The organism is Corynebacterium sp. 045007, assembly GCF_040743205.1.
GTDB lineage: Bacteria > Actinomycetota > Actinomycetes > Mycobacteriales > Mycobacteriaceae > Corynebacterium > Corynebacterium jeikeium_D.
The window spans coordinates 1-14,652 of record NZ_JBFLKW010000008.1 but is presented as its reverse complement, the minus strand read 5'-3'; the positions used below and the strand labels follow the sequence as shown (position 1 = coordinate 14,652).

The following is a 14,652-nucleotide window of genomic DNA, read 5'->3' as shown; positions in this document are numbered from 1 at the left end:
GGTGAAATGCTGGTTGGTGCTGTGGTTTGCGGCTAACCCCAGCTAAAGCATGTCGTCCACATCAACGTCGGCGGCCATTGGTGCAGAAGAAGCCACCTGCATCAGGAATTCCTTATTGTTCCGGGTCTTCTTCAGCTGCTTAATCAACAGGTCAATAGCAGCCTGCGACTCCAGCGCGGAGAGGATGCGGCGCAGCTTGTGCATAATGCGAGCCTCCTCCGTGCTGAGCAGCAGCTCATCCTTACGAGTACCCGACGGGTTGACATCCACTGCCGGGAACACGCGGCGCTCGGAGATTTTACGGTCGAGCTTCAGCTCGGCGTTACCGGTGCCCTTGAACTCCTCGAAGATGACGGTATCGCCTGCGGAGCCGGTCTCCACCATCGCGGTGGCGATGATGGTGAGGCTGCCGCCTTCCTCGATGTTTCGGGCAGCACCCAAGAAGCGCTTCGGTGGGTACAGAGCGTTGGAGTCCACACCACCGGAGAGGATTCGTCCCGATGCCGGCGAAGAGTTGTTGTACGCACGGCCAAGGCGGGTAATGGAGTCCAGCAGTACGACGACGTCCTGCCCCTGTTCCACCAGACGCTTTGCACGCTCAATAGCCAACTCGGCCACTGCCGTGTGATCTGACGGCGGGCGGTCGAAGGTAGAAGCAATAACCTCGCCACGGACACTGCGCTGCATGTCGGTGACTTCCTCCGGGCGCTCGTCGACAAGCACGACCATCATGTAGCACTCGGGGTTGTTCGTCGCGATAGCGTTCGCGATGTTCTGCAGGATCGTGGTCTTACCGGCCTTCGGCGGCGAAACGATGAGCGCACGCTGACCCTTACCAATCGGCATAATCAGGTCGATGACGCGAGTGGTGAGGATCTTCTGCTCGGTCTCCAGACGCAGGCGACGGTTCGGGTACAGCGGGGTGAGCTTAGCGAAGTTCGGCCGCTGCTTTGCCTGCTCCGGATCGATGCCGTTTACAGTTTCGACCTTGACCAGCGGGTTGTACTTGCGGCGATTACGGCCGTTGCCATGAGTGACCTGGCCCGAGCCATTCTCACGCGGCATGCGGACCTGACCAGTGACGGCGTCGCCCTTGCGCAGACCGTATTTACGAACCATTTGCGCGGACACCAGCACATCGTTAGAGCCCGGCAGGTATCCGGACGTGCGCACGAATGCGGTCTTGTTATCTAGCACATCGACGATGCCAGCCACCGGCTGGAGAACGTCATCCTCGCGGATCTCGTCCTGACCGCCGTGTCCCCCACCGTTGTTATCGCGTCCGCGACGGTCGCGGCGATTGCGACGGTTGCGGCGGTTACGGTTGCCACGACCGTCATCGTCATGGTTATTGCGGTCGTTATTGCGATTGTTGTTGCGACCGCGGCGGTTGTTGCGGTTGCCGCGGCCTTCATCGTCGTTGTCTCGATCGTGGTTGTTGCGATCGTTGCGGTTATTACGGTCGTTGCGATCACCGCGGTCATTACGATCATTACGATCGTTGCGATTGTCGTTGCGATCACCGCGGTCGTTGCCGTTATCGGAATCGTCGCGGCTATCGTTGCTGCGATCGTCCTGATTCTCCTGCTCGCGCTGACGAGCACGGTTACGACGATTTCGACGCTGCTGAGAACGGGACATCTCCTCGCGACCATCCGCGTTGGCGTCGTCTCGCTTGTCGTTGCCCTTGTCGCTCTTGTCGGCGCTCTTACTGGAACCCTTATCCGCGCTTTCCGACGGCGATTCCTTGGCATCCTTCGCCTTGGAGCCGGTATCCGCAGCCCCAGCCGCAGCCTTCTTCGCGCGAGATTTCCGAGCTGGAGCGGAACCAGCAGCCGGGGCACCATTCTTAATGGCCTCAATCAGCTCATGCTTGCGCATGGCGGAGATGCCGCGAATGCCCTTGCTGGAAGCGATTTCACGCAGTTCTGCCATTCGGAGGGCCGCAAGATTCTCTGGGCCGCCTGCCGTGGCAGTGGTGTCCGTATCGGTCACGGATGTCCTTTCATCGACCTTCCCTGCAGTCACTCTCTACAGGGGCTATGTCATTGACACTTTTTCGTTCTTACTGCCCGCCACCGCGTGTGCTCCGTCGTCGAACCTTTACCACGGGCGGAAAAATATCCGCAGCTGGCGGGAAATTATCGAAAAAGCCAGGCAAAAGGCCTCGACGTTGAAACTAAACCGAGGCATCTTGCCTACATTATTTCCGCATCTCAAACCCGAGCGTCCAGGTCGAAGATAGTTAGGAAATTTTAGGTCCACAGCACCGCAAGACTATGTAGTCGCACTACTGATTTATGTGTTTTCAATGTCACGTTGCGCCATCGCGTTGTGTGAGCAACAGCGAAGGTCAACGGCATGCGGAGTACATGAAGTAGTACGTATCTAACCGCGTATTGAAAACGACCTATTGCCCAAGGATAGTCACCAAATAGTCAGGTAGCAACACTAGTTCTCACCTGCGTTTCGCTAGGTCGCGCGGCTGCGAGTCGGTACTGTAGAGCTTATGCGCAGTACGATGCCTCATATTCCTCTCAATATCGCTCAGATTGTGGAATACGGTCGCACCATTCACGGTCGGACTCCGGTGACCTCCTGGAACAGTGACGGACCCGAGACCACCACTTTTGCCGCCATCGCCGCGCGCGCAAGTGCGCTGGCACATGCACTTCGAGATGAGCTCGGTATCGACGGCGACCAACGCATCGCTACCCTGATGTACAACTGCGCAGAACACTTCGAGGTCTTCCTCGGCGTTGCCTCTATGGGCGCAGTATTCCAGCCGCTGAACAAGCAGCTCATGCCGGATCAGATTGTGCACATTATCAATCACGCCGATGACCAGGTCATTATCGCGGACCAGACCGAGATTGAACTGCTCGCCGAAGTTCTTCCGCACTGCCCGTGCGTCCGCGCTGTCATCATTATCGGTATCGGAGATCTGTCCGACGTGGCCGAGCACCTGCCAGATGGCATCCCGTGGTACTCCTACGAATCACTCATCGACGGACGCCCTAGCCGCTTCGACTGGCCTGAGCTCGACGAAAACTCCGGTGCAGCCATGTGCTATTCGACGGGCACCGAGGGCGCACCTAAAGGTGTCGTCTACAGCCACCGCTCGCTGTACTTGCACAGCCTGAATATGCGCACCACTGACTCCTTTTCAATTTCGCACGGAAACCCGTGGCTGTGCTGTGTGCCCATTTATCACGTCCTGTCCTGGGGCGTGCCGCTGGCCTCCTTCATGTGCGGGGCATCGCTGATTTTCCCCGGCGCGGACCTCTCCGCGCCACGTCTGGCAGAAATCATCGAATCCTCAATGCCACGCGTAGCTCAGGGTGTGCCGACGCTGTGGATTAACCTCATGGCGCACTACCTCAGCAATCCTCCGAAGCGCATGAGTCTGCAGGAGATTTTCTCGGGCGGTTCCCCTGTCCCGCCTGCACTGATTCGGCTCTGGGAAGAGCGCTACGGTGTCGACGTCATCCACTTCTGGGGCATGACCGAGACTTCGCCTATCGGTACCGTGGCACGTCCTCCGTACGGCGCCTCCGGTGAGGCCCGCGAACGCTACCGTGTCAGCCAAGGGCGTTTCCCGGACATCATGCAGTTCCGCATTGTTGATGACAACGACCGCGTGCTCGACCTGCATGACCGCAACCAGGGTGAGCTGCAGGTGCGCGGCAACACGGTCACCGGAGGCTACTACAGTTCTCCGGAGGCTCAAGATGGAGGCACCGCGCACTTCTTCCGCGGTGCGGAGGTCGACGAGGCTAGCGAACAGTTCACCGAGGACGGGTGGCTCCGCACTGGCGATGTCGGCTCGATTACTCACGACGGCTATCTGACTATTCATGACCGTGCTCGCGATGTCATTCGTTCCGGTGGCGAGTGGATCTACTCTGCTCAGCTGGAGAACTTCGTAATGGAAAGCCCACAGGTACTCGAGTGCGCGATTATCGGCATGCCAGATAAAAAGTGGGGTGAGCGCCCACTGGCCATTACGGTGCTGATGCCGGAAGTTGAACCAAGCAAGGAGACCGCTGAAATGCTCCGCGATGAGCTGCGGCCAAAGCTACCAAAGTGGATGTTGCCGGAGTACTGGGCCTTCGTGGACTCAATCGATAAGACCTCAGTGGGCAAGTTCGACAAGAAAGACCTGCGCTCGCACTTGAGCGCAGGTCAGTACAGCATCGTGAAACTGAAGGGGCCGGGCGAAAAGTAGGTGGCAGGCTAAGCCACTGGCTCGGCACCTGGCCGCAGCGGCGGCTTAGCCGTCGACCACGACCTTAACCGGCTCGCCGATTCCCAGCTCCATGACCTTGATGCCAGCCTCGCGGGCATCGTCCAAGATCTTCTCATCCACTGCAGTAGTTCCCAGAACCATACAGGTCGGGCCAGCACCCGAGAGAAATGCTGCGTAGCCACGGTTGCGCAGGCGGTTGACCCACTCTGCGGTCACCGGCAGCACGTCGGAGCGGTACGGCTGGTGCAGGCGATCTCGCGTTCCCTCCCACAGCAGTTCCGGGTGGGACTGCAGCGCTGCGGTCATAACCGCAGTACGGGAGACATTGAAACGAGCGTCGACATGCGAAACATCGCTCGGCAGCACCTGACGGACTGCATTCGTGGAGGCGTGGAATGCCGGTACGAGTGCGGTAGCCTGAATGGACTCATGCACCGGAATGCTCACTGCTCGGTACTGAGGTGCGGTGCGACCATCGACAGGCTTGTCGGTCCAGCTGACCACTGCCCCGCCGAGAACGGATGCGCCGGCATTATCCGGGTGGCCCTCGAAGACCGAGGATTCCTGGATTACCTGGTCGTCGGTAAGCGGGAAGCCCGCCAGACCGTTAGCGGCAGCGACACCAGCAACAGCGGCGGCTGCGGAAGAGCCCAGACCGCGCGACTGCGGAATGGTGTTGTGGCAAATAACCTTCAGCCCCGGTGCCTCGACTCCTGCAGCGCGAAGGCCCGCGCGAATCGCGCGCACAACCAGATTAGATTCGTTGCGCGGCAGGTCAACTTCGCCCTCGCCGTGAATTTCAACGACGACACCGGACTCGATGACCTCGACCTCGACGATGTCGTAGAGCGCAACTGCCAACCCCAGGGTGTCGAAGCCCGGGCCCAAGTTCGCTGACGAACCTGCAACAGTGACGGTGACCTTCTGACCCGGGAAAAGCTCCTGTGCCATTTAGATATCCATTCCTTCGATACGAATGACGTTGTTGACGGCCAAAACCGCGTCGTTGGCGCGCAATTCGTCAACCGTTGCTTCCAAATCCTTCTCCAGTGCCTTGTGGGTCACGATGACCAGGCGAGCGCCGTTGGCGCCCTCTTCCTGGCGGACGGTGCGCAGGGAGATGTTGTGATCAGAGAAGGTACGAGCGACATCGGCAAGCACTCCGACACGATCGTCGACGTGCAGGTCGATGTGGTAGCGGGTGCGAACGTCACCGAAGTCGAGAATCGGCAGGTTAGCGTAGGTGGAATCTCCCGGTGCGCGACCACCGTGGACAATGTTGCGAGCAGCTGCAACGAGGTCACCGAGCACTGCGGAGGCGGTCGGATTACCACCAGCGCCGTTGCCGTAGAACATCAGGCGACCAGCGGCCTCGGCCTCAATGAAGACAGCGTTGAAGGACTCACGCACAGTTGCCAGCGGGTGACGACGTGGAATCAGCGCTGGGTACACGCGGGCGGAAATGGACTCCTTGCCATTTTCGTCCGTAACCCGCTCACAGGTAGCCAGCAGCTTAATGGTGCAGTCTGCGCTCTTGGCAGCTGCGATGTCGTCAGCGGTGATCTCGGTAATGCCCTCGCAGTGAACGTCATCAGCAGTCACGCGGGTGTGGAATGCCAGGCTGGCCAGAATAGCTGCCTTGGAAGCGGCATCGTGGCCCTCGACGTCTGCAGTCGGGTCGGCCTCGGCGTAACCCAGGCGGGTGGCCTCTGCCAGCATCTCGTCGTAGTCCGCACCGGTGGAGTCCATCGCATCAAGGATGAAGTTGGTAGTGCCGTTGACAATGCCCATGACCTTATTGACAGTGTCACCGGCCAGCGAACGACGGAGCGGACCGACGACCGGGATAGCTGCCGCCACAGCTGCCTCAAAGAACAGGTCGACACCCGAGGAATCAGCAGCCTCAGAGAGCTCCTCGCCGTGCGCGGCGACGAGTGCCTTGTTGGCGGTCACGACCGACTTGCCGGCACGCAGTGCCTCCAGCACAACGCGACGTGGGTAATCAATGCCGCCGATGACCTCGACTACCAGGTCAACGTCATCGCGCTGAACCAGCGAAAAAGCATCATCGGTAAGAAGATCCTGATCCACATTCGGACGCGGCTTGGTCTTGTCGCTCACAGCAATACCAACGACCTCGACCGGGCCGCCGATGCGGCGCTCGAAGTCCTCAGCCTTCTCGTTGAGCAGGCGGTAAACCTCAGTACCGACTGTGCCAAGACCTAAAATAGCGACACCAACTTTGTGGCCCTCGCCCTTTCCAGGATTATTCGTTGCGGCAGTCATCGTGGCGTTTCACACTCCAGGCTTAGTAAGTCTTGTACGGTTTCTCGTCTTAATATTTGGGTCACTTGACCATCGCATACCGACACTACTGGTGGTCGCGTCAGCATGTTGTAGCGGCTGGCCATTGCGTAACAGTATGCCCCAGTAGCAGCGAGCGCGAACAGATCACCCTCGACAATGTCGTTCGGGTAGTTCGCATCGTTAATCAGAATGTCTCCCGATTCACAGTGCTTTCCGACGACGCGGGTGGGAATCCTGGAACCGGACACCTCGCGATTAACGACGCGACCATCATAGTTCGAGCCGTAAAGCGCCGGACGAATATTGTCGCTCATGCCGCCATCGACCGATACGTAACGACGGGTCATGCCATCATCGATGGTCACATCCTTCAAAGTGCCCACTTCGTACACCGTGACCATGGACGGGCCAACGATGGCACGACCTGGTTCAACAGCCACTGCCGGAGTCGCAATGCCGATACGCTGCGCAAGCTTGTCTACGGCAGTGAGGATCTCGTCGGCAAGCGGAGCAACGTCGAGGGGCTGCTCGCCTGCGGTGTAGGCGATCCCGAAACCGCCACCGAGGTCAAGAGTGTTGAAGTGTTCCGAGATTTCAGTGCCGTGGCGTTCGACCAGCTTTTCCACCAGTGAGAACACGCGCTCGGCGGCGAGAATGAAACCGTCGGAATCGACAATCTGAGAGCCGATGTGGCAGTGGAGACCAATCAGGCGCAGATTGTCGTCCTCTTCTACGAGGTTGGCAGCTTCCAGCGCCGAACCGGACGCGAGGGAAAAGCCAAACTTCTGATCCTCATGCGCGGTAGCGATGAACTCGTGGGTGTGCGCTTCCACACCGGGCTTCACGCGGACGAGCACATCCTGCACCACGCCTGCTTCAGCCGCCACCTGGGACAGGCGACGCAGCTCCGAACGGGAGTCAAGCACAATCTTTCCCACGCCAGCGGAGATAGCATCACGCAGCTCAGCGGTGGACTTGTTATTGCCGTGGAAGGTCATGTCCTTGGCTGGGAAGCCCGCAGCCAGAGCGATAGCCATCTCGTTGCCCGAGGCGACATCGAGATGCAGCCCCTCCTCCATTACCCAGCGGGCAATGGTCTTCGACAGGAAAGCCTTGGATGCGTAGTGGACATTCTCCGCGCCGCGGAAAGCCTTGGCCATCGAGCGGCAGCGGGAGCGGAAGTCCTGCTCATCGACGACAAAAACCGGCGTGCCAAATTCCTTGGCAATGTCGACCAGGCTCACGCCGCCAATCTCCACCGAGCCGGGATTCTCTTCGTCAGCGTCCCGACGACGGGCGGTAGTTGGCCAGACATGCGCTGGTAGTTCATTAAATTGGGTGGAATCGGGTCGGGTGTAACCACCCAGTTCGAAACCATTGCCGTCGATAGGCACGAAACAGCTCTCTTTCTCCGTTACCCGGACGGAGCAACGGGGGTGTAGTTTTACGGGCGCGTTCGACTACATGCGCTCAGGTGCGGTAACACCGAGCAGCTGCAGAGCATTGGCCAGCGTCTGGCGGGTAGCCTCAGCCAGGCCGAGACGAGCACGGTGCAGCTCGGAGACCTCTTCGTCGGCCTTTGGCAGAATCTGGCAGGTGTCGTAGAAGCGGTGGAAGACACCGGCGAGCTGCTCAGCGTAACGGGCAATGCGGTGTGGTTCCCGCAGGTCAGCAGCAGACTTGATGATGGCCGGGAACTCACCGATAGTGCGGATGAGCTCACCTTCGCGGTCCTCTACCAGCAGGGAGAAGTCAGCGCCTTCGCTGGTCACACCGGTCTCTTCGGCACGGCGACCGATTGAGCACAGACGAGCGTGGCCGTACTGGACGTAGTAGACCGGGTTGTCGCTGGACTGCGAAGCCCACAGCCCCAGGTCGATATCCAGGCTGGAGTCGACGGAGGAACGGATTAGCGAGTAGCGAGCAGCATCGACACCAATGGCCTCAACCAGGTCGTCCAAGGTGACCACTGTGCCCGCACGCTTGGACATCCGGACAGCCTTGCCGTCGCGAAGCAAGTTGACCATCTGACCGATGAGCACCTCGACGCCGTCGGCGTTGTAGCCGAGCGCGGCAGCGGCGGCGCGCAGACGCGCGATGTAGCCGTGGTGATCGGCACCCAGCATGTAGATGCACAGGTTGTGGCCGCGGTCGAACTTGTTCTTAACGTATGCGATGTCACCTGCGATGTAGGCTGCGTCGCCGTCGGACTTGATGACCACGCGGTCCTTGTCGTCACCGTAATCGGTGGACTTCAGCCACCACGCGCCGTCAGCTTCGTAGAGCTTGCCGTTTTCCTTCAGGGAATTGACAGCTGCTTCCACCTGACCGGACTCGAACAGCGAGTTTTCGTGGAAGTAAACGTCGAAGTCGGTGCCGAACTCGTGCAGAGACTTCTTGATGTGCTCGAACATCATGTCCACGCCGATGGCGCGGAAGTGCTCCTGGACCTCTTCCTCAGAGCCCTCGAGTGCCTGCGGGTTCTTCTCCAGCACGGCAGCGGCGATGTCTTGGATGTACTCTCCGCCGTAGCCATCTTCCGGAGTCGGCTGGTTGCGAGCGGCTGCAACCAGGGAGTCGGAGAAGCGGTCAATCTGGCGACCGTGGTCATTGAAGTAGTACTCACGGGTGACTTTGGCACCGGTGGCGGACAGGACACGACCGAGAGCGTCACCGACTGCTGCCCAGCGAGTACCACCCAGGTGGATTGGCCCGGTCGGATTTGCGGAGACAAACTCCAGGTTCACGTCGAGGTTGGAGTTGAAGTCGGCATGACCCCACTTCTCCCCCGCTGCCAGGACGTCCTCGACGATCTTGCCCTGGGCATCGGAGGCCAGGCGGATGTTAATAAAGCCCGGGCCTGCGATGGTTGCTTCATCGATGCCCTCAGAAGCGCCGAGCGCTGTGGCAATTTCAGTTGCCAAGTCACGCGGCACCATGCCGACGCGCTTGCCCAGCTGCATGGCGATATTGGTTGCATAGTCGCCGTGCTCAGGGTTACGCGGACGCTCGACGGTCGGGTTTTCCGGCACGATAGAGACATCGGCATCGTGGGCAGTCAAAACCTCGACGGTGACTTTTCGGACTAGTACAGCAAGATCAGCAGGATTCACGATTGCCTATCCTATTAGGTCAATCGCAGTCGTGGAAACATCAGCCACCAAAAGATTGATTTGAGGGGTATCTGCAGGCCACCGCGTCCGGCTGTCCTACACCGCTTTCACGGTCCAGCCGAATTCAGGTTGAGAACAGATTTAATCCGGGGCTAGGCGTAGCATTCAGGTAGGAAATTATTGCCTTACCCCTCAACCCTTTTTGGAGCGACCGTGAAAGTAGCACTTTTCGCGACCTGCATCGGGGACATGATGTTTCCAGATGCAGTGAGTGCGACCGCCAGAGTTCTCACGCGCCTAGGATGCGATGTGGTCTTTCCACCACAACAAACCTGCTGCGGCCAAATGCACGTCAACACCGGGTACCAGAAGGAAGTCCTTCCTCAGCTGGACACCTACGCTGATGCTTTTGCAGATTCCTCGATTGATTACGTTGTCGCCCCGTCCGGTTCCTGCGCCGGCGCCGTTCGCCACCAGCATCCGATGATTGCGGGCCGTTACGGTACCCGTGCCCAAGTCCACGCGGCACAGGCCTGCGCGAACAAGACGCTGGATCTCTCCGAGTTCATCACCGATGTCGCTGGTGTGACTGACGTCGGTGCTTACTTCCCCCACTCAGTGACCTACCACTCCACCTGCCACAGCTTGCGGGTACTCAAGGTGGGTGACCGTCCGTGGCGGCTGCTCAGCGCAGTCGATGGAATCGATCTGCGCGAGCTGCCTGGCGCGGCGGAGTGCTGCGGTTTTGGCGGCACCTTCTCGGTGAAGAATGCGGAGACCTCCGCTGCAATGGTTGCCGACAAGACAGCCAATATCCGCGCTACGGAAGCGGAGTTCGTCACCGCTGGCGATGCTTCCTGCTTGCTCAATATCGGTGGCGCGTTGCGTCGCCAGGACTCTGGCGTGCACGCCATCCATATGGCCGAGATTCTGGCCTCCACCAAGGAGACCCCGTTTGATGTGCACAACCGCCAAGAGGCTTCCCTGCGAGGTGAACAGTAATGGTCGCAATTAACGTCGGCATGCCAGCCCTTCCTCCCCGCGCGCCGCACAACGTCGGGCATCTGCGCGGTACGCGCGGGTTCACGGCCGCAGCGCACGAGGAGCTCAAGAACACTCGCATGCGCGAAAATGTCGGTCATGCCACGCGTTCGATTCGTCAGAAGCGCGCGCATGTCGTAGCCGAGAAGAATGACTGGGAGCAGCTGCGGCTCGCGGGCAGCCACATCAAGCGCGATGTTATGGCGCGTCTGCCGGAACTGCTGGAGCAGTTTGAAGAGTCAGTTACGAACGCCGGCGGTCACGTCCACTGGGCGCGCGATGCCGCCGAGGCAAACCGCATCATCACGGACTTGGTGAAAGAGACCGGCGAAGAAAAGGTCGTCAAGATTAAGTCGATGGCCACACAGGAAATCGGCTTGAACGAAGCGCTTGCCGACGCCGGCATCACCGCCCGCGAAACCGACCTGGCGGAACTCATCGTTCAGCTTGCCGACGACATGCCGAGCCACATCCTGGTTCCTGCTATCCACCGCAATCGCGAAGATATCCGCGAGATCTTCCTCAATGGAATCCCCGGAGTCGACCCGGACCTGAAAGCCAATCCGGCCGATCTCGCCGAGGCATCCCGCAAGTTCCTGCGCGAGCAGTTTATGGAGGCCAAGGTTGCGATTTCCGGCGCGAACTTCGGTGTAGCCGAAACCGGCACGGTAGCCGTCGTCGAATCTGAGGGCAACGGCCGTATGTGCCTCACACTGCCGGAAACACTGATTTCGGTGATGGGTATTGAGAAGCTGCTTCCCACCTTCCAGGATCTGGAAGTCTTCTTGCAGCTACTGCCACGGTCGTCGACAGGCGAGCGTATGAATCCCTACACCTCTCTGTGGACGGGAACGACCGACGGCGACGGCCCGAAGAATTTCCACATTGTGTTGCTGGACAATGGGCGCTCGGCCACTCTTGCAGATCCGATTGGGCGTGAAGCGCTGAAGTGCATTCGCTGCTCGGCATGCCTGAATATCTGCCCTGTTTATGAGCACGTGGGCGGTCACGCTTACGGTTCGGTCTACCCGGGTCCGATTGGTGCGATTTTGTCCCCGCAGCTCACTGGCATGGATTCCTACGATGATCCGAATGCTTCGCTGCCCTATGCGTCTTCGCTGTGCGGGGCTTGCTTTGAGGTCTGCCCGGTGCGAATTGACATCCCTGCGGCACTGCTGGAGCTGCGCCACCGTAAGGTCACGGAGCACCGCCCGCCGGTGGAGGGCAAGCTGTTTGCCACGCTCGGGTTCATCATGGGCAATCAGAAGCTCTGGAATATGAGCGCAAAGATGGCCTCCCTCGCCCGCGTACTCGGTTTGAAGGACGGCGAGATTCACGCCCTGCCGCTCTTCCTTAGCGGGTGGTCCGATGTGCGTGACACGCCGGTGCCGCCGCAGAAGCCCTTCCGCTCCGTGTGGGGTTCGGAGGATCTCTCCGCTCAGTTGGCGCGTGAATCGGCGCATCAGGTACCGACCAAGATCAATGGCCAAAGCGAAAAGGAGTCCTAGCGATGACCAACTCTGGCGCCAAAAACGACATTCTCGGCCGCATCCGCAACGCGCAGAAGATTGCCTTTGAGGGCCGCGATTTAGCCTCTGACGTGGGCATTATCACCGGCGAGCCCGGCGCGCACTTCTCCGTTCCACGCGACTATGAACGAAGCTCGGAGCTGCCCCACAAGGACATCGTTTCGCTTGCCGACGAACGCATCGCCGATTACAAAGCCGATGTGCGCCGTTGTGGCAGCTCGGCAACTGAAATCAATGACGCAGTGAAGAAGGCTATTGCGGATGTTGGGGCCTCGCTGATTGGTATCCCCGAGGGCTTGGACCGCGACTGGGTTGCGGGGCTTGGCTCTGGCGAGACTGCTGAAGGGGCGACCGAAATCCGCGTCGATACCGGTTTCAACGCCCGCGAACTGGACGAACTCGATGCCATTGTCACCAGCTCTGCGGTTACCTGCGCGGAGACCGGCACCATTTTCCTGGACGGCTCCGCTACCTCCGGGCGCCGAGCCCTGACCTTGGTGCCGGATAAGCATATTTGTGTCGTCCCAGCAGAAACGATTGTCTCTGGCATTCCGGAGGCCATTTCCCGCCTGCGAGAGGTTGACCCCACGGCTCCAATCACTATGATTTCCGGGCCTTCTGCGACCTCGGATATCGAGCTTTCCCGCGTCGAAGGTGTCCACGGCCCGCGCACCTTGATTGTGATTATTGCTGGGTAGGGGCGAATACTCCCTGTTATCGCCCTGGCCAGTACCTTTTGACTGACACGAATAGCATCACCGCTACCGCCACGATTGTCACCGCAGCGGTAGCGCCAACATGGTGCCGCGGCACATTTGATGCAACTACCAGCACAATAACCAGCGCAAGGACTGCAGCCCAACCTTGTCGCGCCCTTTTATCCCATTTGAAGGCATTGTCCTCCCAGTCCGGGTCAAAGACCCCTTCCCTATTGCGGTAATCAAAAACGAACTGAACCGCGATTAGTAGCAACACACCGGGAAAAATCCACTTAGTTGTCAATCCCGCCCATGCAATGACTCCGATTAAGAACCCGAAAATGGCAGCATAGATAACTGCTTGTCCCCATACTGCACTAGGGCTTTTGGGTCTTTTCAGCGCAACTTCGGTTTCCGTCATAGATTCCAGGCTAAACCTCAAATCGAAGCTCCACAGCGGTTTCAACCAAACCTCGGAATATTGACATGACAACAATGCGTTATGGAAAATGAAACAACCTAGCTAAAGGAGCCTTCCATGAGCGCAATCATTCAAAAGTTCTCAGTAGCCGACAACCCACAGCTTCCCGGCATGGATCCCTTCCTGTTCGCGGTCCACCATTACGACCTATACCCGCAGGCCAAGGGCACAACCATGACACCAGATGCCTCGCTGCTCGGCCACAATATCGGCATGGACTTTTCCGGCAAGGACGGCTGGTCCATGTACCACGGCACAACCGTCCCCGGCTTCCCCTCCCACCCACACCGTGGATTTGAAACCATCTCCATCGTGGAGGAGGGCTTCGTCGACCACACCGATGCCGAAGGTGCACAAGCCCGCTACGGCGAAGGCGACACTCAGTGGCTGACCACCGGCGCGGGTACAGCACACGCAGAGATGTTTCCGCTTTTGCATGACGACGGCCCGAATCCCCACCACATGTTTCAGATTTGGCTGAACCTGCCGCCAGAGGGCAAGCGGGCAAAGCCACACTTCCAGATGTTCTGGGCAGAAGACACTCCGCATGTCACCGGCACTGATGACAATGGCCACGGCTACGACATAAAGGTCATCGCGGGCGCATTCGGCGATACTCAGCCGCTTGCTCCACCGCCAGAATCCTGGGCCTCCAACCCGGATTCCGATGTAGCCGTGTGGGTGCTGCGCCTGCAGCCGGGCGCACAGCTAACGTTGCCACCAACCAAACATGCCGAGACAATTCGGACTCTCTACTCTCTACGCGGCAGCCTCACTATCGAGGGCGAAACGCTGGTGCAAGAGGGCGCAGTGCTACGCTCAACCGAGGCACTGGACATTTCTGCAGGTGACGAGGGGTCCTTCGCGCTCATCCTCCAAGGCCGACCAATTGGCGCTCCCGTGTATCAGCATGGCCCGTTTGTCGCGAATAGCCGCGAAGAGCTCGTTGAAGCATTCGATGCCTACCAGCGTGGCGAGTTCGGCGCATGGCGGTTTGATTCCAACGATCCGGTTGCACCCTTTGAAGAGGGGCGCTTTGCCCGCTATCCGGACGGTACGGTTCGTCGCCCGGTCAATTAACCGGGATCCCCCGACGGGCTGCTCATGTGAAACTGTGTGAGTTTATGACACTTTCAGGTCGGTAGGTTCAGGCGGTGAATGCATCACCACTTTCGACCAGGAGAAGTAGTGAAGCAAACCCGCCGAACGAAATACAGTGCCATCAAACCCATTG

General features: G+C 59.2%; 11 protein-coding genes. 5 read left to right on the top strand and 6 right to left on the bottom strand.

Annotated features, from left to right (window positions below):
- Positions 1-42: 42 nt before the first annotated feature.
- A complete protein-coding gene (rho, locus tag AB1Z34_RS05595) occupies positions 43-1,995 on the bottom strand; it encodes a transcription termination factor Rho (RefSeq protein WP_049172046.1) in 1,953 nt (650 codons plus the stop codon).
- A 514-nt stretch (positions 1,996-2,509) separates the two neighbouring features.
- On the opposite strand from rho, the gene AB1Z34_RS05590 reads away from it, so the two are divergent.
- Positions 2,510-4,228, top strand: coding sequence for a long-chain fatty-acid--CoA ligase (locus AB1Z34_RS05590; protein WP_367158028.1), 1,719 nt, complete (start codon positions 2,510-2,512; stop codon positions 4,226-4,228).
- A gap of 45 nt (positions 4,229-4,273) precedes the next feature.
- Here the strand turns inward: AB1Z34_RS05590 and thrB are convergent, their stop codons facing one another.
- The 4 genes from thrB to argS all read right to left on the bottom strand — a co-directional run bounded on the left by thrB (position 4,274) and on the right by argS (position 9,669).
- Entirely contained in the window at positions 4,274-5,200 is a 927-nt protein-coding gene (gene thrB, locus AB1Z34_RS05585) for a homoserine kinase (RefSeq protein WP_005509404.1), read from the bottom strand.
- Positions 5,201-6,535, bottom strand: a complete 1,335-nt coding sequence (locus tag AB1Z34_RS05580) for a homoserine dehydrogenase (protein ID WP_016422448.1) — start codon at positions 6,533-6,535, stop codon at positions 5,201-5,203.
- Complete coding sequence (gene lysA / locus AB1Z34_RS05575) at positions 6,532-7,950, bottom strand: diaminopimelate decarboxylase (protein WP_016422447.1); 1,419 nt, start codon at positions 7,948-7,950, stop codon at positions 6,532-6,534. Before lysA ends, AB1Z34_RS05580 begins: the two co-directional genes overlap by 4 nt.
- 66 nt (positions 7,951-8,016) lie before the next feature.
- Complete coding sequence (argS, locus tag AB1Z34_RS05570; RefSeq protein WP_016422446.1) at positions 8,017-9,669, bottom strand: arginine--tRNA ligase; 1,653 nt, start codon at positions 9,667-9,669, stop codon at positions 8,017-8,019.
- Positions 9,670-9,882: 213 nt separating this feature from the next.
- On the opposite strand from argS, the gene AB1Z34_RS05565 reads away from it, so the two are divergent.
- The 3 genes from AB1Z34_RS05565 to AB1Z34_RS05555 are packed head-to-tail and all read left to right on the top strand — an operon-like array spanning position 9,883 to position 12,937.
- The gene (locus tag AB1Z34_RS05565) at positions 9,883-10,671 is read left to right on the top strand and encodes a (Fe-S)-binding protein (protein ID WP_042388597.1); all 789 of its coding nucleotides are present in this window, start codon (positions 9,883-9,885) and stop codon (positions 10,669-10,671) included.
- A complete protein-coding gene (locus AB1Z34_RS05560) occupies positions 10,671-12,218 on the top strand; it encodes a LutB/LldF family L-lactate oxidation iron-sulfur protein (RefSeq protein WP_049172036.1) in 1,548 nt (515 codons plus the stop codon). Before AB1Z34_RS05565 ends, AB1Z34_RS05560 begins: the two co-directional genes overlap by 1 nt.
- 2 nt (positions 12,219-12,220) lie before the next feature.
- A complete protein-coding gene (locus tag AB1Z34_RS05555) occupies positions 12,221-12,937 on the top strand; it encodes an LUD domain-containing protein (RefSeq protein WP_016422443.1) in 717 nt (238 codons plus the stop codon).
- Positions 12,938-12,953: 16 nt separating this feature from the next.
- Here the strand turns inward: AB1Z34_RS05555 and AB1Z34_RS05550 are convergent, their stop codons facing one another.
- Positions 12,954-13,358, bottom strand: a complete 405-nt coding sequence (locus AB1Z34_RS05550; RefSeq protein ID WP_016422442.1) for a hypothetical protein — start codon at positions 13,356-13,358, stop codon at positions 12,954-12,956.
- A gap of 117 nt (positions 13,359-13,475) precedes the next feature.
- On the opposite strand from AB1Z34_RS05550, the gene AB1Z34_RS05545 reads away from it, so the two are divergent.
- Complete coding sequence (locus AB1Z34_RS05545) at positions 13,476-14,498, top strand: pirin family protein (protein ID WP_367158027.1); 1,023 nt, start codon at positions 13,476-13,478, stop codon at positions 14,496-14,498.
- The last annotated feature ends 154 nt before the right edge of the window (positions 14,499-14,652 follow it).